Annotated in this window: 9 protein-coding genes and 1 tRNA gene; 3 read left to right on the forward strand and 7 right to left on the reverse strand. The window is 44.0% G+C overall.

The window, feature by feature from the left end; genetic code table 11:
* Positions 1 to 32 precede the first annotated feature (32 nt).
* The 7 genes from MB380_RS11295 to MB380_RS11325 all read right to left on the reverse strand — a co-directional run bounded on the left by MB380_RS11295 (position 33) and on the right by MB380_RS11325 (position 18176).
* The gene (locus tag MB380_RS11295; protein ID WP_253522340.1) at positions 33 to 1088 is read right to left on the reverse strand and encodes a hypothetical protein; all 1056 of its coding nucleotides are present in this window, start codon (positions 1086 to 1088) and stop codon (positions 33 to 35) included.
* Positions 1089 to 1262: 174 nt separating this feature from the next.
* Positions 1263 to 2321, reverse strand: coding sequence for a hypothetical protein (locus MB380_RS11300; RefSeq protein ID WP_253522344.1), 1059 nt, complete (start codon positions 2319 to 2321; stop codon positions 1263 to 1265).
* A 34-nt stretch (positions 2322 to 2355) separates the two neighbouring features.
* Entirely contained in the window at positions 2356 to 5829 is a 3474-nt protein-coding gene (locus tag MB380_RS11305; RefSeq protein WP_253522347.1) for a YncE family protein, read from the reverse strand.
* Between the two features lie 65 nt (positions 5830 to 5894).
* A complete protein-coding gene (locus MB380_RS11310; protein WP_253522350.1) occupies positions 5895 to 9944 on the reverse strand; it encodes a hypothetical protein in 4050 nt (1349 codons plus the stop codon).
* 10 nt (positions 9945 to 9954) lie between these two features.
* Entirely contained in the window at positions 9955 to 12180 is a 2226-nt protein-coding gene (locus tag MB380_RS11315; protein ID WP_253522353.1) for a hypothetical protein, read from the reverse strand.
* Between the two features lie 2 nt (positions 12181 to 12182).
* Positions 12183 to 16586: a DUF6603 domain-containing protein gene (locus tag MB380_RS11320; RefSeq protein WP_253522356.1), complete on the reverse strand. Its 4404-nt coding sequence runs from the start codon at positions 16584 to 16586 to the stop codon at positions 12183 to 12185.
* 15 nt (positions 16587 to 16601) lie between these two features.
* The gene (locus tag MB380_RS11325; RefSeq protein WP_253522358.1) at positions 16602 to 18176 is read right to left on the reverse strand and encodes a hypothetical protein; all 1575 of its coding nucleotides are present in this window, start codon (positions 18174 to 18176) and stop codon (positions 16602 to 16604) included.
* Positions 18177 to 18744: 568 nt separating this feature from the next.
* On the opposite strand from MB380_RS11325, the gene MB380_RS11330 reads away from it, so the two are divergent.
* The 3 genes from MB380_RS11330 (at position 18745) to pnp (ending at position 21594) form a co-directional block, all read left to right on the forward strand.
* Positions 18745 to 18828: transfer RNA gene (locus MB380_RS11330), tRNA-Leu, on the forward strand.
* 172 nt (positions 18829 to 19000) lie between these two features.
* Complete coding sequence (gene rpsO, locus MB380_RS11335) at positions 19001 to 19276, forward strand: 30S ribosomal protein S15 (protein ID WP_101725970.1); 276 nt, start codon at positions 19001 to 19003, stop codon at positions 19274 to 19276.
* 185 nt (positions 19277 to 19461) lie between these two features.
* Positions 19462 to 21594: a polyribonucleotide nucleotidyltransferase gene (pnp, locus tag MB380_RS11340; RefSeq protein ID WP_253522361.1), complete on the forward strand. Its 2133-nt coding sequence runs from the start codon at positions 19462 to 19464 to the stop codon at positions 21592 to 21594.
* Positions 21595 to 21758 lie beyond the last annotated feature (164 nt).

Here is a 21758-nt window from a genome sequence, read left to right on the forward strand (position 1 = left end):
GGTTAAGATTTCTCTTAAGCGCTTTGATTGTGTCAGCGAGTAAATCTGAATGGAATGGAGCCTACAATCATCATCTTTTTGATTGGTATTTGGAGCTGACCTTTATTTCTTGCGAATTCTACCGGTGTGCCATAATGATGTACATCTGCCAGAAACTGCGGCGCTGTTTTTCTGACGATGTCAATAAAATCTGAGGTTAGGCCCCATGTACCGGCAAAAGGAATAATATTGGCTCCATCCTGCGCCGGGGTAGTTCCTTCATAGTAGTTCCAGGTCAATTGCGTTTTAAAGCCACCAGATTCTGCCGGATATTCCACCTGAACAGTGGGTGCATAATTGTTAACCTCAATTTTAGTTTTCGGAAAAATGATGGTATTGTCCTCGTTAGGCCCTGGAACAAAAAACTCAATATATCCACCTTTGGGAATTTTATCGCACTGAAGGCCAATGTTTAAAATACCACCTTCAGGTGGGCCATCAATTGGTGCAGTGCCTGTAAGAGTGGGTTTGGTTGCATCTACGGCAATGGTGTTTTTCCAACCGATATTAGGGTTTGAAATTATAAATTTACCCAAATCAGATACCTTTCCTATGCTTTGCAAATCGGGTGGTATGTTTTGTTGCGGGCCATTTTTTGCCCAGGCAACCAGACAATAATGGTATTTTGTTGGGGGTGTCCAGCCAAAGGGAGGAATTGTACCCTGTAAGCCCAGATTATCCGTGCTTGGCGGAGCCACAAAAGATGCCCAGTTCTGGTATTCTCCGGCATACATAAACTCCCGGTATTTCCAGTTCTGAGGCCACAGCATAACAGAACTATCTGCATAATACATATAGATAGTTGTTTTCTGCGGTACTGTCTGGGGATTGACACCACGTACATACACCCAATTGTTCATCTCAGGTGACTGTTTATAGCCAATGGGGAGTCCTTTGTTGTAATTATCTGCATTTAAGATAGTTTTGGGGTCTGCCAATGGAGTAGGACCTGAACAAATAATATCAGGCGAATTGGTCCAACTGGTGCCTTTAGAGCCGTCAATGGTTTCGCCTACATAATCTCTGATAAAAAATCCGTCGTAACTCATAATAAAATTGTTTTATGTAGTATCAGTTAATAAATAAATTCACGGCAAAAGAGTAAATCACATCAAAAGAGATGGAATAAAATTTGAAACTACTGTTTACTCTTTCAATCTTTAAAAACCGGTCTCTTTCATTCTGAAAATCAAAAATCCTGAGACCGATTTATTTTTGTTTTCCTACCTTGTCAATTTGAAAGGCACTGAGCCAATTACCATGATCGTTCTTATTTTTGTCTCTGAATTGCGACCATTGGCTTGAAATTCTACTGGTGAGCCATAATGATGAACATCTATCAGGTGCTGGGGAGCAATTTGGCGTACCTCATCTATAAAACTGGATGTTAAACCCCAGGTGGCCACAAAAGGTATAACGTTAGACCCTGCCGGGGCAGGCGTTGCACCCTGGTAATATTTCCAGTTCATTTGTGTTACAAAACCACCTGGCATAGACGGATAGGTAACCTGAAATGTGGGTGCGTAGTTTGGAGAGACAATCTGTGTTTTTGGAAGAATAATTGTATTGTCAGCATCCGGGCCAGGTACCGAGAACTCAATGTAGCCATCTTTGGGCAGTTTATCGCATTGTAAACCAATACTTAATAGCCCACCTGAAGAAGGCCCGATGATAGAAGCCACTCCCTGTATAGTAGGTACGGTTGCATCTACTTCTGTAGTATTTTTCCAACCTACATTCGGGTGTGTCAGTATAAAATTAGCCATATCTGGCACACTGCCAATACTGCCCAGGTCTGGGGGTGTAAGTTGGTCATCACCATTATTAGCCCATGCAACCAGACAATAATGCGTGTTATTGCGCGGGGGTGTCCAGCCAAAGGGAGAAATTGTTCCTTGTATTCCCTGATTATCGGTGGAAGCAGGCGCATTGAGTGTTACCCAGTTTTGCTGTTTGCCTCCGTATATGATACCCGTTGACATCCAGTTCTGGGGCCAAAGGACGATGGTTGTATCTACATAATACAAAAATACTGTTGAGGTTTGCGGAACTGATTTCGGGTTAACACCCCTTACATACACCCAATTGTTGGTTAAAGGTGTCTGATTGTTAAGCTGTGGCAGCCCTTTGTTATAATTATCTGCATTGGTAATAACGTTGGGGTCTGCCAGAGGCGTGGTACCCGGGCAAATAATATCGGGCGAGTTTGTCCAGCTTGTGCCTTTAGGGCCATCTATTGTTTCGCCAACATAGTCTCTGATAAAAAATCCGTCGTAGCTCATGTTTATGTAATTTTAAGGTGATTGATTAACTTTTTTAGCTAATTTGATTTATTACTGCCAGGTTATTGCTATTGAATCCTGTCAGGTAAATAGATGACCCATTTGGAAGAATGGCTATTCCGGTAGGATACTGTAGATTTTGCTGCCAGGTAAGTGTCTGGATAATACGTAAAGTGGTAGTACTGATAATTCGAACACCTGCCGTATTAGCATCTGTAACAAACAACCGGGTACTATCAGGAGAAACTACCGCCTGCTGAAAATTGGTTAGTATTGCATAAGAAGATGGCATTTGGGTTTCTATTGACGTAAGGTCGCTAATATTTACACTTGCAATAGAGGTTTTCATGTTCTGCTGCATAACCACGTATAGCTTACTGTTATCTGGCGACACAGCCATTGTCTTTGTAAGAATAGATAGGCTTATCTGGGTAGTTGATAATTGATAAACATGGTTTGAATCTTGAATCAATGTCCAGATTTTCTTGTCTAAAGAACTGAGAACAAAAGCGTGTGTGCCATCAGGTGTGTTCTGCAATAGAACACTATTTGATGTTGAAGCATTTTTAAATACAAATACATCTGTATTTACATTGTACGTCGCATTTTTTTCGTTGCAGGTAAAAGCAATAAAACTGTAATTGCCAGCTGAATCTTTAACAACTGTATAAAGATTTTTACCATCGGCAGACATACTCAACTCAACGGGATATCTGCTTACATCACCTTCTCCGGCAGGAATAGATATCGAACCTGTTACATTGAAGGTTCCGGTTTCCATGATTTTTATTTCGGTACTTGACTTCTCTATTACATACATCAGGCCAACTGAAGCAACCGGAGAAACCACACAATCAACGATTGAGTCGTCTTCAAGGCGTGTAGATATTGCGCCTGAGGCGGTTTCATAAATATACAGGCCCTTTGTAAAATCAGGTTTGTTGCTAATAAAAAGCACATTATGCCATGCTACCAGTTTTTTGCCATCGGCGGTGGCTATTACATTGGTTGGTTGTTTACCTATATCTACCGGAGTGCTACGTAATTGATAATTTATCAGATTAAATGTAGTAACACTTTTATCAGAGTTGGCAATGTAGGCCGCTGTGTTGTCATAAGCCATTGAAATAGCAAGCGGATTAGGACCTGTCTTGATAGACGCATCAATTACGCTGCAACTTCCGGTTCCTTTGCTGCAACTGATAAGCGAGGCATTGCCAGATGAATAATTTATAACAAAGGCATAGGCTCTGTCTGTTGTAGTTACAATCCGTATTGGAGAGTTGTTTACAGATAGAGACTGTCTGGGCGAGGTGCCGTCGTCATCATAATCAACAACCATTACCTGATTGGTAGCATAGCAGGCAACAAGCAGAGTTTTGCCGTTTTCGTCGGCCACTGCCACATCAACCGGGTTCTGCGGCAGGTTGCTAATGCTCCGGCTATACATAAATGCATCATTTACCGAGCTATAAGCCATTACACAAATACTGTTGTCGCCTTTAATAGCCACATACACGTTTGTGCCTGAAGGGTCTACTGCAATACCCATCGGTGACTGATAAGTTTGAATGGTCTGTTTTATTGAGAACTGGTCGGCGCCTTTGTTTTCAATCACTATAAAATTGCCTTTACCTTCAAGATCTGTTGTTACAAAGATGTATTTGTCGTCGCCAGATATGGCAATGCGTGCCGGGGTTCCGGCTATTTTGATAGATGACAACTTTGAAAACGAGTAATTTCCGGTTGATGGGTCTCTCAATATTTTAATAATGTTTACAGCACCAGCCTTGTTATTCAATACAAAGAGATAAGAACCACTGTGAGCGAAAACCTGATCAATGGGGGTTCCATCAGTGCTTAATGCGATTGCATTCTCAGTATAATCGAGAGAATTAAGAAAATGAACTTTTTTATTGTCAATGTCTAATGCAGCAAGAAACTCAGCAGAAGGTGAAGCGACCACAGAGCTGGATTTGAATGACAGCGAATCAGACTGCGGGTTTACTTTGAATGACTGAATAAGCACATTTCTTAACAAAGTATAGGGGTTTTCTTCATTCTGAGGAATCAACGACCACATACCAGGTGTGGTTATACTTTTGATTTGCGTACTGGTTTTAGGCACACTCTCTTTGCTGCCAGTTACGTCATTTACCAGCAGTACCGAATCATTGGTATCTACGTCCCAAAAAAACTTGGCGTCATGGGGGTAATTGTTGTAATAGATATTTTTGGGAGTAACTTTAAACGAGTTAATGACAGGCAGCACATCGGCAGTGGTGGTTTTTGTTGCCTGATTGGCCGTAGTGGCCGCACCATTAGCTACCAAGGTAATGACGGTAGACTTTTTGAGGGTTGCCTTAAAACTGTTTTTATTGGTTACATCCTGATAAAACGGCATCAGCATTAAAGACTGGTAATCTTTTGCATTCCACGAAATAGTAACACTGGCTTCTCCGTTTTTGATAACTGACGGATTGGGTGTTATTGTCAGATTATTAATGACCACATGAGGTATTTTGGTGAGTGTCATGTAGTAAGAGCCATCGTTAAAACCAGGTACATTCTGATATTGTACATACATGAGCGTTGAACCCGGTTGAAAACTGGTCATAATTTCAGTTATATAAAAAGAAACTATGGCTCCGGCTCCTGTACCTACAATTTCAGCGTTTACTGGTGGCTGCAAAATCCAGCATGGGTTCTGGGCATCCGTATTGGGTGTTACGCTCCAGCCTGAGGCATTTTCTCCCTGGGCAACTACAATGTTATCGCGCGCCGATTGGGGCGTTGTCAGGGCGCCATAGCCTGGTGCCGATGGTGCATATACGAAACTAACCGTAAAAGTAGTTTTTGGCCCTGCTTTAACCACTACCGGATTAGACCCCGGCTTAAAGGCAAATGTAATGCTGTTATCTACCTGCGGATAATCCCGAACTGTATTGACTATTATGGGAGGGGTAGTGAGTATGCAATCAATGGCATTGTGCAAGTCTTTTTTGTCTTCAGGGGCGGCCTGCAAAAGCACTTTAAAGAAAGAAAGCTGCGCCAAATTGCCAATCGTAATAGGGCTGACCCTGTAATATGAAACAGATAAGTTAACGTTGGGCGATGAGGGCGGTGTTGGCAAAACCAGATTTTCGATTTTGATTTCTACCGTATCTGAACCCTGATTCAGGGTAATATCTTTGGTTGGTACCAGACCAATAATGCTGTTCGGATAAAGGGCGTAGTCCCAATCGGTAGAAGAACAAACAATTTTGCTAAAATCGGCCTCAGGAATCTGCAAAGTGCTTAGGTCCAGATACAATATAGAACCTGTGGCCGTTGGAGCGTCTGTAGGCGGTACTAACTGACCCGAACTGAAAACGGTGTTATCTTTATTGGTTTTAACTCTGAAAACCAACTTGTTTACTGTGGGGTCTGTAGTTACATAAATGGTGTTATCCTGCCCCGGATTACTTAGGGAGAAAGACAACTGCGGAAATGTCTGAGTGTCTTGCATAGTTGTTTTGTTTTAAATTGTTAATTGAAAGAATAGTGATAAATAATAGATTTCTTTTGCTAAGCTCAGCTAAGTGTAATTAGCACTGCATCCAGGCCATCGTTTACACCGGTAACGTTCAGGTACTCAAAGTACATTTGTACCTGACCTGTCTGATTGGTGGTTTTAACATTGCTGAGTGTTATTTTAAATGCTTCTTTAGGGTTTAAAACCAGCTCTACTGTTGGGTTGGCCACCCAGAAATTTCCGTAACGTGTGTCGTTCAGAAGCCGGAATGACCAGCCCTCAGCTGAAAACTGTATATCCGGAACATCTTTCTGGCTAACGAGCTGGCCCAAATGTATGTAAATGGCAGATGCTACATTTTTTGGTAAAGACGCAGGTTTAAAAATAATTTCGAGGGGTTTCCGGTTACTGACAGCCATGTAAAACGTATTAACGGCATTGGCAATGCCCAAAGGCTGGCCATTGTCATTCAGTAATTCAAAGTGCAGCAACTCCGGCGTAAGTTTCAGCCATCCTTCTCTAATGGTCTGCGGGGTATACGCTGCAATGGCCTCACCGCCTACATAACTAATTTCGGGTGTTACTTCCCACACAGGTTTTTCTTCAAATACGGCTTCTTCCACCCACGACCACTGGTAACTTTCCTCTTCAGGTACCGGCATATTGAAACCTGTAACGCCCTTAAGAACCGGAGTTGTTAAAAAGGTCATTTCCAGAACATTGAGGGTATCTGAATACAGGTTTGATGGTATATCTATTACCTTCGTTGGTAAAATACCCATAGTTGCATGTACCACTGCGCGGGGGTCAAACAGCATGAGCACGTAACGGGCATCGGCAGATACATCATACGGTACGGGGGAGTCTGGCCCTGGTGATGCCTTTAGCGTAATAGTATCTTCAACCGGCTTTATAACACCGCTGGTTCCGGTAGATGCTGCGCCTTCCGTATAAAAAGTTGAAAAGTTAAAAGAGTCTGCCGTATCAAGAAAATATCCAATCAATCCGTCATTTAACTGGTTCAGGTCGCCTAGAATGACAGGAAACCTGACATCCGTAAACTGGTTATCGGTACGGTACTCACCACTGGTAAGAGTGGCCCAGCTTTGATTCAGAACCGGGCTGCTGTTTAGTTCCAGGCGGAGCATGGCTTCACCAAGTGCAATGGGTCTGCCAATCAGTACGGCCAGGTCAGCACTTTGTGCATAATTGCTGGGGTCTATAAAATTATGCATGTTATCAACGGCCTTCCAGAAATTTGAGAAAAACTCCGGCCCGTTGTTATATAGCGCCACCGCGAAATCGCGAAGATTAGGATTCTGCAAGGCAAAAACCTGCTCAATTGACTGGTTAATGGTGGCATTATTACCGGGAGCCGACTGCCAGACCATGGCCGTCTGGTTTCCGTTCATACCGAGTGTACCCATTGAACGGCCCTGCTGGTCATAAATAAACAAGCTGCCATTGAGATGGTTGGGGAGTATCCAACCGCAAATAGGAGTAGTGGCCGGATGCGCATTCATTTCCTGAATCTGATTTCCGATAGCCGACATCCACCTGAAAAGCAATCTGGACGGTTGCGCCAGAGCCGGTGGCATATACACTACATTGGGCACTACCTGTGTCTTATAAATAGTTGTGAGCTGCTCTGATGTAATACTTCTGGTAATGTTTACTGGTCTTTTCTGCCCGAAAACATCTACCAGGCTGAGGCTGAATTCAAAGAAACCAGCCCTGACAGGATTATAACTGCCATTAGGCACAGGCGATACAGCATTGGCTTTGCCTGCTATTTGTGCAACGGCCTGCGTAATAGAGTAATATGGGTTTTGAGGCGTTACATTAATATTGAGCTGCATACTTTGCTGCATCATGCCCAGCAGGCTATTAAAACCACTGAAAGCATTAGAGGCATAGATGCCTGTTTGCAAGGCATCGGCAATTTGCTGCAAGGTCTGGTTAGGGTAAACTTCCAGATATTGTTCAAGCTGTTCATAAAAAGTCTCTGCGGCGCTGGTACTTATAATGGCCGAGCTACGGTATTGCTGAGCAGTAGAAAAATCAATAGTTGCAGGGTTTACAGCACCTTTATACACCACACTGCCGCCATTGTTTTGCGCAATGGTATAATTGACAGTAAAAAGGTCGGTTGTGTAATTGTAGAGCTGCCCGTTGCGTTCGGTAACTTCTAAAGGGGCAAACTTGACACTCCATTCAGTAAAAACAGGAAACCACGGGTTGCTATGCCACCAGTACACTTCAAGGGCAGAAGGTACAACCCCGCTAAACGTGTAAACCTGCTGAGGCTGCCCATTTAAAGCCATATTGAGTGCTGCCTCCAGATTACTTGCCGGAACACCCGTAATACCCGAAACCAGATTGGTATTCAACAAAAGCGATTCGAGCAATAAACTATTGGTGGCAGCAGGATACGGCAGGTTGTTAGGCGAGGGCAAACCTGCACTGAAGAACTGGCCGGCTGTAACTGTAATGTTGTTTACCACAATGGCACTTATGATTTGCGCAACTGTGCGGCATTTCAGATAACCAGAATCGTCATAATTAGCTACAATTGATTTAGCCCGCACGGCGTTTGTCATATTGGTAGGAATAACAAGCATAACGGGTTCATTAGGCTGCCAGTAGCGTGCAGGCGAGGTTTCCTTCAGCTGCAAGGTGTTATCAATGGTAGATATTAACTGATTAACATAGGCCGTTTGCTTGTTTAATTGAGTAGCCAGCTGATTACTGGTTGCCTGTATAGACGGCCAGGTATTGCCTATGCTGTTATAAATGAGCTGAAAAAGGGTATTTTGCAGGTTGGCATCTTTGGTGTTAACCATACGGTACCAGTCAGCAAATAACTGCCATTGAAAACCCAGCGTGTAACGCTCATAGAAATCAACCTGCTGCTGATAAACATTCAGGGTATCTAATGCCTCGGCCAATGGCAAAGGAAATGCTACATCAGGCTCATCGGGTGAATCTTTGGCCGGGCGCGTTATCTGATAAACGGTGCCTGTGCTGATACTGGCAAATGTTTTCTGGTGTAGCACTTCGTTCAGCTGGGCAAGCTGGTCGGTCTTTAATTGCATAAATTCGCTCAGCAAGCCATTCTGGAAAGCATTCAGCAGGGTTTCAAAAAATGGTGTATCGGGGTGCAGCAGGTCTTTGAAATAAGCAGCAAAACACTCAGGCGGCGTATTTCCGATTGTTAAAACCGCATCGACAGGCTTCTGATTGGGCTGGTCTACAACGTACTTCTGATATGGTGTATATGATATACTCTGGATGATGCCACTATATAACGAGTAAGTGGAAGTTTCATCAGGGCCATCGTACGTCCAGTTATAATCATTATTTATTTGTTCACGGGTTTTACCGTCACGCAGCGGGTCGTTGATAGTGTTGCTAAACCAGCCGGTTACTTCATACATGAGGTCAACGGGTGGGTCATTAGGGCCTATTTTTAAATCAGACAGGGTGTCCTGGAAACCAAACAAGCTACGGCTGTTGGGATAAAAAGCTGCAAATGAGGAGTCGCCGCTTGAAACGGCCGACAAATCCTGCCCGGTGAGTTCTCTGAAATAACTATTATTGACGGGGTCTGCCCACTGGCTGTCAAAAACTTTATACATCCCTACATATTTATAGTCCTGGTCGGTAGGGTTGATTTTTTTTACTGGCAGGGTTACTGCCAACTGCCCGGTAGGAAGTGTATTGCTCAGGGAGTCGCTCTGAATTATCCATGAGCTGCGAACGGGCCCGTTTTTGGTAATAAGTAAACGGCTGATAAGCCATCTGTTTGGCACCGCTCCGAACAAAAGGCTGCCCGATTGACTGTTGCCTCCCTGAGTAAGCGCTTCGGGCAGGTTCCAGTGCAGGTGTATACCAGTTGTTAACTGCTGCCACGGAGCAGCAGACAGCGCTCTTACCACATTGGTGCCAACATAGGCGTTATTATTGCCCGACTGGTTGGTAAAAACTGTGGTTGCGCCTGCAAATGTGCTGGTACCTGATTTATCGTTCTGGTCAATTATACCCACACAAAGCGCGGCTATATCTACCGGAACAACCAATCCTGAATCAATTGTATCTTTTGTTTGCATTTCCGCGTCATTATTTTTTGAGAAATTCAACTTTCACTACACCTTTTATCAGTTCAAGTGCATACTCGGCCGATGTAAAATTCTTTATATTCTGGCTGTAAGGCGGGCTGTTAAGCATTTGCTGAATTGCATCTGCGGCCTTTTTTACCTGGAGGGTCTGGTTGTCAGACCGAAGCGTTACCGGGCAATAAGCGCCTGGTATCTGGCTGCCGGGGTCTGTTCCGTTTACAACCCTCAAGGTAGTAGCCCATGTGCCGTCATGTCTCACCAGGCCTTCATGGAGGGCTTCAGGTGGTTCATGAATGGCAACCATCTGTACAACGCCATCAAAAATGCAGATGAGTGTATCTGAAGATAGGGCCTCCATTCTGAGTTTCTGAACCTCACTGGTGCCTTCTGTGTCGCTGTAACCGTTTATTTCCAGTCCCGGCCAGCCACCCACCACCGCTGACCGCAGCAGGAAACCCGTAATTATACCACTTGCGTTACGGTACGACAATAGTTTTTGTTTACGGGGTCTGGCCATACTGGCTCTGTGTTTTACAGGCCCCATTAACTTTTTCAACCTGGCTACATCGTTTTTATGGTCGGCGGTTGCCGATCTACCAATGCTAAATGCTCCATCCAGCAGGCAGTCAATCCAGTTGTTATCCATATAAAAAAACCGCATCGACTCAGGAGGCAACATCCGTTCATCAGGAACGAGATAATTAAATGGCACGCCTTTAAGCAAAGCCAGCTGGCTAAGCCATATTACCACGTTTTCGGGCAGGGGAGCTGCATTGGCCTTTAAAAGGCTTGTATTTCTTGCGGCCATTATACCATCAAAAGCAGTAATGGTATTGTATTTTTCCTGAATAATGCGTTGCTCTTCTATAATTGCCTGTTGAGCTGTCTCGCTTTTTTTCCAGTTATAAAGCGATGTTGAAAAAGCCTTGTTCTGCAATGCCATTAGTTGGCCAATCTGCCAGGCACCACCATAAGACATATCAAACATACCCGTCTCCGGATTATATCTGTTAATGGCGTCAGAGGTGGTAAAAGGCAATTGAATGGTTTCTGGTATATAGTAAGGTACAAGCGGGCATCTGTACCATGAAACCGTGTTGCCGGGGTGCCGGAGTACCTGTGTCATGGCGGTGTAACCCATATTAAAGGCATTATGCACCAGTATCTGGGCATCATTGGTAGTCATGTTTCCATTCGCCTGGTGATTCAGTGCGCTTTGCACTTCGGTATCTGAGGGTACGGGCCCGTCAAATGGATATTGCAAGGTGGTAAGCCCAATTTCTCCGGCTGGGTTTTTATTCAGGTTTTCAAGCAGCTGTTCAAAATTTTCGTCGTTATTATTGGCTGTAAAATGCCACGAACTATAAGTAAGAAGCCTTATGAATTTGTTTCCGGCAGGAATATGCCCATTCCCGTTTTCATCAGGCAAAAAACTGCCCATGTTCTCAAGCGAAACCAGAAAAACGTAACTTGTGAGCCCATCAACCGGAATCCGGTTACCTACAACTATGGCATAAAGCGCCTCATCCAACAATTTGTTATCCGTTTTATCAATGGTTTCGGTATCACGGATATGCGCCAGATAGGGGAGGTCGGCCGCAGATGGTGCTACAGCATTAAAAGTATCAGCGGGTATATCAATATAATTAATCTGGTCTTCGGGGGTTTCGCCGTAGTCTAAGGTACTCATACCCGGGTATGACAATATTCCCGCAGGCATAGCGCCTGTGCCGGTAATGCCCGGCGACCCTTCAACGGTTATGGTTGTGCCCAGCGGCACCAGGTCTTTTGCCGTACCTTTTTTTATTTCCGGCACCTGGTCGCGGTTAAAAAGCAATAAAGCAAGCCAGGGTGCGCTTTGTTCGGTTATTACAGAGGTTCGCTCCCAGGGTAAAGTACGCCTGTTAAAAATTATCAGCGGAAACACACCTGAAAATTCACCGTTAGCCAGATTAGGCGGAAAAACCGAGTTAATATCGTTAGGGTTAAGGGTAAATCGTTCGCCGGTAACAGCAAATTTTCTGGAAGTGCGGTACGGAGCGCCAGTATTGAGATTCACGGCCTGCTCAAGCTCAATGGTGTACTCACCCGATTTGAGTGGCGGAATATCATACTGTATAAAGATTACCTTTTTATCGACGTCGCCGGTATCAGACCCCAGCACAGCCGGTGCCTTATTTGCCTCAACTACAGGGGTTGTTTCTCTGTGTTTATTTGCTTTTGCCATGTCTAAAGTTGTTTTTCTTCTCCAAGTAAGCGCATTTCGGGTTCAGCCAGCAGATAATTGGTAGCAGGGTCAGCCAGTTCTTTTACATTTATGTTGGCATCTACCGTTAGCCCGTTATTTATAATAGCCTGTACCAGCAGCGTTCGGTTATTAATGGCCCGTGGTGTCATTATGGTGTTCTCTACGGTGTCTCCTTCAAATTCATCATTTGTAGGCACATAAGGGGCTGCCCACGAAAAATACTGAAACTCAGGTGCAAGCGTGTATTGCAAATTAGCGAGTTCAATAGGCAGGGTATGGTCTGGCGGTTTAATGTAAGGGGCAATTACGAAACCCGTCAGCACGTCGTCAAGGGTAGTATCTTGCACGGGGTTACCCAGAATAGGGTTGCCTTGCGAGTCAAATGCTACTGGTTGCCACAATGACTTGGCCACCTTGCCCAGTGTTCTGGTTGCTTTAAAGGTGCTGTCTTCTGCGCTGGTTATGGTTATTTTATGGGTTGAGCTCAGGTTAGCCTGCGCTGTGCCGGTAGGCCTGATACCAAAATTGGTGTTCTGTACCACACTGGCATTTGGCGCATCTGTATCTAATGTAATATTTGAACTGAGCGACCAGTCTTTTGACGGAATAACCGCCTGAGTGCTGAGTTCAAAATTTTCTGCATTCACAATCCAGTTCAGTTCTCCCTCTTTATCACTTAACTGAGAAATGAGGCCGTTGCTGATTACAATTTTGCATACATCAGGGTCTGGCGGCGTATCTGCATTGGAAGCAGCAAGGGCTTTGGGGGTATCGCTATTTTTTTGCGGAAGCATATCTTTAGCGAAAGAGTCCCACGAAATGGTTTTTTGTTTGACCTGATTTTTAGCGCCAAAAGAGATAGTGAACGATATAATGGCCACTTTGACTTTTGCAACACCCGAAAACTCCGGCCCCCAGATATGCAGGCTGGCACCTACATGAATGGTTATGCTCAGGGTTGTAAACCAGAGGTCAATTTTAAAACTGGCACCAATACTCACAGCAGCGCTGATGTCATAATAGAAAGGCTTCCACATAATCAGGAAGTCGGCCTGTACACTAAACCAGGCTTTTATGCCGCCACTCTGCCACACGGCCTCCATATAGCCACCGGCCATAGCAGCGTTCGAAGTTAGTGCAAAGTACTCGCCGCCTTTGATACTCAATTCGTTGGTTACTTTCCAGTTCATGCCCAAACGGGGCACAACCGGATAATAATCCGGAACCACATAGTTTGGGTTATAGCCCCCAAGTGTTACCACAAATTCGCCAAAATGCGGGCCGCTTGTCCAGAGGTAAAAAGCAAATCCACCGGTTAAATGGCAGTCTTTAGACAAAACATACGAGTTGTTGGTCAATTGCCCCTGTACGGCTATCAGGCCGGTTTCAGTTGAAAACGATGCCGCCAAAGCCAGTTCTGCATAAACAATGATAGGTAGCTTTGAGTCTTTAATGCCTGCGCCGGGAGGCAGAATCAGCTTTGACAAGCCCAGTAGCGAAATCTCGAATTTTGTTCCGAATGCGATGCTGAGCATCGCATAAGAATCAAGAATTTCGAAACTTGTAAACCTTACCCCGGCAGTTAGCCAGTTATTACCTGCCAGCGGCGCCACTATTCCATCGGTAATCAGAGTCTGCATTACATCATTTACCTGCTTGGCAATATTGCCGTTGGGGTTGGCGGATGGTGGGTTGTTCATACCCATTGCCCATTGTACAAACGGGAAAGTAGCTACCCCGTTGATACCCGGCAACACAAGGCTTCGGTTGAAACCAAAACCGGCTGATAAACCAGTAACAAACAAATATGGTGGCCCGCCAATGGGGTAATTAAGCACCGCATAAACAAATAATGACGGATGATTGTCAACCTCGGTATAACCGCCAATGGCGCCAATGGTAAGTGTTTTTGTTTTTATAAATAGCTGGCCAACCAGATCAACAGGCTCAAAGCTACCCATAAGGCCACCGCTGATTAATAAAGGGCCGCTCTGGAATGTTACGCTTATGCCACTGATGGTGAAAGAAACATTAAAATTGCTGATGGGCAGGCTTACACCAAAGCCATCAAGGGCTATTGTCAGGCCCCCGGCTGTAGCCGCACAGTTAACCAGCACATAAATATCAGGTTCTTTGTAGGCCAGACCGATTTTCTCAAAGTACAGCGGGCCAAAATTCTTTTGCAGGTTAAACCAGAACGTTTTAGAGCCGCCGTTGTCTGAACTAACAGTTTGCATAACAGAATAACGCCCTTTGGCATCAAGCTCTGTAAGTGTATCATGATACACCGCCAGTTGCTCAATGGTCGATACCTCTTCGCTGTTGTCGGCTCCTAGTGAGATTGGTATTTTGGTTCCTCCTATGTTAATTTCCATAGAAAACGCTACCAGGTTGATCATTCCTTTCTCTGGCACGTTCGGAAACTTGAGGTCTCCCGGAGCATATTTATTAATTATTTTGTTGATTAAAGCAGCATTTTCTTTGCTGATAGGGTTAGAGGCAATATCGACATGAATGGCCTCAACGGCTAAAATACCTTCGCTTATAAACGTGATTTTATCTATAATAGGCAGGTTTGATAGATCAATAACCGAATCGGTGGCCATGCCGTAATAGAAAATCCACTTTTTGGTGGTTTTGTCTTTTATGGCTGCAAATGCCGAGTTACCATACACGGCCGAGGCAGCTTCAAGCACAAATAAAGGCTGGCTCTGTGCGCTGTCATAAACAAAGGCAGCCGCTTTAAGAGAAATATCCAGCTCAGGCGGAATAGGTGGCACGAGGCTTCCAAGGCCTAGCATATCTGCAATAGAATTAATACCCAACGGTGTGCCTTTGTTGAGCCATTGAGCGGCAAAAGCAGTATCAGCAGCCGTTTTTGAGAATATCAGCGTGTAAACCTGTTCTTTGTAAGTTACAACGCCCTTTGCCTCCACATCTGTATTGTAAGCATTTGCGGTAGCAGATTTAATGGCCGACAGGCTTACTTCAATATCAACACCCGGATTATCAGCCATTGGGATATGCCCGATACAATCAAAGGTAAAGTTTCCAGAGCTGGTGTTGTATGTTACTTTTAACTTCTTAAGTGTGATTTCAGATATAAACTTAGGATACCAGGTTATACCGAAGGTATCAAGTAATTCGGCTATCAGTTCTCCAATTGGCAGGTTATCCACTTCGCCTGTCATGTCTACGCCTTCACCTTCTTTATACACGGCTGATAGTAAAACTGTGGCTGAACCAACCGTAAAATGAGCGTAAAGACTCCCGAAACCCGTCATTTTCTTCTTTAGCGGGTCATAATTGGCGCCCATTTCAAAAGAAGCATTATCCAGACTGACTTTTCCGGCAATGGGTAAAGGCTTTGTAATAGCGAGCTTGAAATTATATCCTCCTTCTTCCGTATAATACACCAGTGAAAGCGTACTGATTTCAACATCCGGGAAATTCTGCGGCAGCGGTATTTTCAGAAAGTTGAAAACCTTTGTCAGCTCTGCAGGTCTGTCAGGCTGTAGCTGGGCAAAAACAACTTTGTCGGGGAACTGGCCGCCCACCTGAAAGGGGAATCCTTCAAAAAGCGTCATATTAGCCAGTAAAGTGGCCTGAAAATAGTTTTCTGACGTAAGCGGATGAAAGACCTCATATTCGAAAACAATGTTTTCAACCACAAACAAATCGCCAAAGAATGACCAGTTAGCTGCATACTGGAGTTCTATTCTGATAAACGCCACCGTTTGTTTGGATGGGTTGAAGCTCAGCTGAAAATCTTTCAGAGAAAAATTATTGAGCTGGGCTGCCACTTCTGCCGGCAGAATGGTAGTAATGGCATTGTTGCCGCCTATGGCATACAGGAAATCATGCGTAAGGTCTCCTAACTGTTCGAAGCTGCCCGAAAGCGTCCAGTCTCCGTCAAAAGTAGGAATGGTCATAGACACCGGGAAATACAATGGTTTAGGCGACCCAGCCACAATATCACAGGCAAAAACCAACGTAATTACGCTGAGTTCTTCATCCGGGCTCAGGGTACCTTTCAAATGCGTAAAACCGAATGAAAGGCCTGAAACAAGTTGCCAGGTTACACTTTCCGGCAGATTCAGATTAAGTGTGAGCAGCAGATTATCGCCCGGCTCGGTAAAAGTAAACACAAGGTCGGTATCAGGCTGCCCCAACAGTAGAGCCCGTCCGCTTAGCGAGGGGCTATCGCCGTTGGCCACTACTGCAGTTACCTTTACATCTATTGTACTTGTACCCGGTAACATACTGAAAAGCTTGTTAACCAGGGTAGCATCAAACATACTGGAAGAAACGGGCGCTTTATCTTCGGGCTGTATTGGCTGCAGCCATAGCTTTACATCGTTGAGGTTCTTGATGGTATCTGCCATAACCTTGAGTATAAATTAGTTGACCTGATTCGGAAAATTATAAAATGCCGAGTTGTTGTAAGCCACCGGCAAAGGTGTCTGGTCGCCAACCCGCACATTTCCCCGGTTGGCAAGTGTTGCAGGCAAAGCTCTGATATGTGTACCTTCAGCGGTTGAAATTTCTATTCCACCTGTACCAACATTTCCCCATCCTGCATTCTGATAATTTGTAACAGCAGCCGGCACCGGGAATCCATATACGTAAGCCAGGCCACCCGCCGTAGGGCGCATACCATAGGAATAAAACACCCTGCCTGCTCCGGCATAAGCGCCTATCTGGGCTGGAAGATTGGCCGATGCCCCATGTGCATTTGAGCCATGATGGGCTGCCTCAATGCCACTAAGATTAAGAAAAGGTCCTCCGTCAACATTATCAAAATTGGCATCGCCAGTCATTAAAACCTGGGTTGGTACGGCAGCTGTAGTTGGTAGTTGCATAGTTACCAGCATAGCAATACCTGTATTATTTAACAATGCAGCCGGAGCGGTACCCGGCGCTGGCGTGCATCTGCAAATGGCATAGCCAGGTAAATTAATGAATGGTGCCCCGGGGTACAGAATCAAATAGGGGAGAGTGTTAGCAAAATTGAGTGTTGAACCTCCGATTGGCTGATTAGGGGCAATCCAAACCAGCCCCTGCATATTGGCTACGCGCCCAAGCCGCCAGTGGTCCCAATCCCAATGAGATATAACAACATACAGGTCATTTGCCGTATTCTGTACAATAGGTCCCTGATAAGCAGGTGTACCAAAACGCATATTGGCCGGCAGGCTACCCAGATAAAACCAGAGTGGATAGCCGAGGTCGAAATATACATAAGGTTCTACGGCACTATCAAAAAGCAGGTTACAATTGCCCTGGCCGATATCCATAGCTCCGATACTTGTAACCGGAGCCGTATAGGCAAGTATTTTTGAATCAGATTCGGTTCTGGGTCTTTTAATTCCTTGTTTCTTTTTGTAGACATAGTACCTTTCACAAAGTGCTTTTTGTATTTTTTTAGAAGCCTTGACTTTAGGGACTGCTTTTAATTTGAGTTGAACATCCGGAATGTAATCAATGGGTGGCTCAGGCACTACCAGTAGATCGGCAGAAATCAGTTCATAATTTCCATACGACATATTCGGATTATCGGGATTTACATCTATATCCGGATTATACAACAAGCCATTAATTGCTCCGCTATCCTTTTTTTCCAGTTTTATCAGATACCACGATGCTTCAGCAACATTGTCGGCATCTTTTACACCTAAAACCGTAAATAACGGTTCTGAATATACGAATGTTGGATTAAATATGCTGGCTGGCACGGGCGGGGCGCTGTATTTAATTACATCGCTACCATTCTTAAACACATTGTAGGTGTATTTTTCTGGTTGAACCTCAAACATGATTGACCAGGTACCCGTGCTTTCATCGAAATCAGCTTTTGATAAAAAAGCATAATACATTCCGCTGTCTGAAAGCGGTTGGTTGAAAGATTCGCCCTGATTGCCGATGTTGCCAAAGAGCGCGCTGTATAAATCGTTTGGTTCATTAATATCTGCCATAGTATTAAACAGTTTGATAGACCCTGATTATGTTATATCAGGGTAATTATTATACCAGATGCACAGGTTTTCACCATAGCAACTTAAGGCATGTACTTAACAAAGTATTAAGGCTAAAACACCCTGATATTACAGGCGCTTTCTCTTAAATCTGTTCTTAATATAATTTGTGGTTTTTTGGGAGCTTTTAATGCACGGGCTTGATTGCCAGGCTACTATATATAGCATACCTGCAATACCTATAGTTAGAAAGTTTTCTGTTTTCATGGTATGTCCTGAGCAAAAGTTATAAAATCGGCTTTGATTTCTTAACAAAGTGAATTAATTTACATGAAAAATACAAGACACATTTATTTAACGGTTTTGTTTTATTTTTAAATGGTAGCAGTTTTTTCAGAAAACTGATTCAGTAAAACAAATTTATTTGTGTATAATTAATTGAAAACGGCCGAATAAGTCTCTCTAAGAGGCAAAAGACCAACTATGAGGCCAAATGTGTGATATGCTGAAAAAACAGCTTATAATTTTGGATTAATCTGCTGCCTTGTTTAGCTTTGCAGACCCAAGAGGCGATGTGGTGGAATTGGTAGACACGCTACTTTGAGGGGGTAGTGGGCGTTAGCCTGTGCGAGTTCGAATCTCGCCATCGTCACAATCAAGATTTAAGTTTAAGTTGAACATTTGTTATTTGAAAAGCCTTTCCGGATTGAGAAGGGCTTTTTTACTTTATGCTTAGCTTATTTTTTGGCATTTTCACTTTTTTTTGAAAATAAATTATTATCTTTGCACTTTATTCATTTTATTAAAATCTAAGTTAACATCTGATGTATTTAACTACGGAGAAAAAGGAAGAAATCTTCTCAGCGAAGGGCTTCCAGAAAAAAGCAACTGACACCGGTTCGGCCGAGTCTCAGATTGCATTATTTACTTATCGTATCGCTCATCTTACAGAACACCTTAAATCACACAAACATGACTACTCTACCAGAGCCGGTTTGTTGAAATTGGTTGGTAAACGTCGTCGTTTGCTTGATTATTTGTATAAGAAAGATATCGCCCGTTACAGAGCAATTATTGCTGAACTAGGCATCCGTAAGTAATTTTTTCAATCAGAGAATGATACGTCATTCTCTGATTGTCTTTTTAGATAGTAACTTCAATTACATACATATCTATTCAGGGCTTTGCCGTAAGGTGGCAGGGTCGTTGAAATATCCCCGCGGAATTCGGATAGAAAATTGCCACGTCGAAAGCGGAAACGTGGTTTAATACCATCAAAAAGATAATGTTTAACATTCACTCAAAGACCATCGAAATGCCTGATGGCAAAGTGATTAGCCTTGAAACAGGAAAACTAGCAAGACAAGCAGACGGTTCAGTTGTAGTAAGATCAGGCAACGCCATGTTGCTGGCCACAGTAGTAGGTGCCAAAGAACACAAAGAAGGTACCGATTTCTTACCGCTGTCTGTTGACTATCAGGAGAAATTCGGTTCAGCCGGTAAAATACCCGGAAGTTTCCAACGCCGCGAAGGTCGTTTATCTGATAACGAAATTCTTATCAGCCGTTTAATTGACCGCGCTTTGCGCCCTATCTTCCCTGAAGACTACCACGCCGAAGTGCAGGTAAATGTAATCCTGATATCTGCCGACCCTCAGGTACAACCAGATGCGCTGGCAGCCCTGGCAGCCGCAGCAGCCATTGCCGTATCTGACTTACCGTTTAACGGCCCCATCTCTGAAGTACGCGTAGCCAAAGTAGACGGCCAGTACGTAATCAACCCTACATCTAACGAAATTGCAAAAGCTTCTGTTGATTTAATAGTAGCCGGTACACATGACAACATCATTATGGTGGAAGGCGAAGCCGATCAGTGTACCGAAGAAGAAATGATTGAAGCCATTCGTGAAGCGCACGCTGCCATTAAAGTGCAGGTAACAGCCTTGAAAGAGTTTGAAGCAGAAGTAGGCAAAACAGTAAAAAGAGAATATAATCATGAAGTACATGATACCGAGTTGAAAGACCGCATGTACAAAGAATTATATGATAAAGTATATGCCGTGTGCCAATTGGGCAGCAACCAGAAAGACGTAAGAAAAGAGAAGTTCGGAGCCATTCTGGATGAGTTTCTGGCTACGTTAACTGAAGAAGAACTGGCAGAAAAGAAATCACTCGCCAAGACCTATTACGGCGATATTCAATATTATGCCTCACGGAATCTGGTATTAGACGAACGCAAAAGGCTGGATGGCCGTCAGCTTGACGAAATCCGCCCGATATTGTGTGAAGTAGACTACCTGCCATCGGCGCATGGTGCAGCCTTGTTTACACGTGGCGAAACCCAATCTTTAACTACCGCTACACTTGGTACCAAACTGGATGAAATGATTGTAGACCAGGTTATGACCTCCGGCTACAGCAAATTCTTCCTGCACTACAACTTCCCGGGTTTCTCAACCGGAGAGGTAAAACCTAACAGAGGACCCGGACGCCGCGAAATCGGTCACGGAAATCTGGCCATGCGTTCGTTAAAGAAAATCCTTCCTCCTGAATCAGAAAACCCATATACCATTCGTGTAGTATCAGATATCCTTGAATCAAACGGTTCGTCGTCAATGGCTACTGTTTGTGCGGGCTGTCTGGCTCTGATGGATGCCGGTGTGCCCATCAAAGCGCCTATCTCTGGTATTGCCATGGGTTTAATTACCAATAACGAAACCGGAAAATGGGCTGTATTGTCTGACATTCTGGGTGACGAAGATCACCTGGGCGATATGGACTTTAAAGTTACCGGTACTGAAGATGGTATCACTGCCTGCCAGATGGATATCAAAATCGGTGGTTTGTCTTTTGAAGTGCTGGAACAGGCATTGATGCAAGCCAAACAAGGCCGTATTCATATTCTTGGTAAAATGAAAGAAGCCATTGAAGCGCCAAGACCAGACCTGAAACCTCATGCACCACGTGCCTTCACCATCGTTATCGACAAAGAATTTATCGGTGCGGTTATCGGGCCAGGTGGTAAAATTGTGCAGGAGATACAGAGAGAATCGGGTGCAACTATCACCATAGAAGAAAAAGACGGAAAAGGTTATGTTTCTATTTTCTCTTCGAACGGCGAAAGCATGGAAAAAGCCAAAAGACGTGTAAACGGTATTGTGGCTCAACCGGAAGTAGGAGCAGTATATGACGCCAAAGTGAAGTCGATTCAGCCATTTGGTGCATTTGTTGAGTTCTTACCAGGTAAAGAAGGCTTATTGCACATTTCGGAGATATCGTGGGAGCGCCTGCCAAGCATGGACGGCGTTTTAGAAATAGGAGAGGAATTGCAGGTAAAATTACTTGAAGTTGACCCTAAAACGGGTAAATTCAGACTTTCAAGAAAAGTGCTTCTTCCGAAACCGGCACCTAAACAATAATCAGCCGATTATTACTTAAATAATGAACAATTGATGGCGTTCAGGCGGCTTTAAATAAAGCGAACTGATACTACAAATTAATTGTTCATTATTATAAGCATACGATTAAAAATTAACGTTAATAAAGAAATTAGTTTTGGGAGACCCATTGATTATTATCTGTT

Origin of the sequence: Emticicia sp. 21SJ11W-3 (genome assembly GCF_024138715.1) — a bacterium.
In the GTDB taxonomy this organism is placed as follows: Bacteria; Bacteroidota; Bacteroidia; order Cytophagales; family Spirosomataceae; genus Emticicia; species Emticicia fluvialis.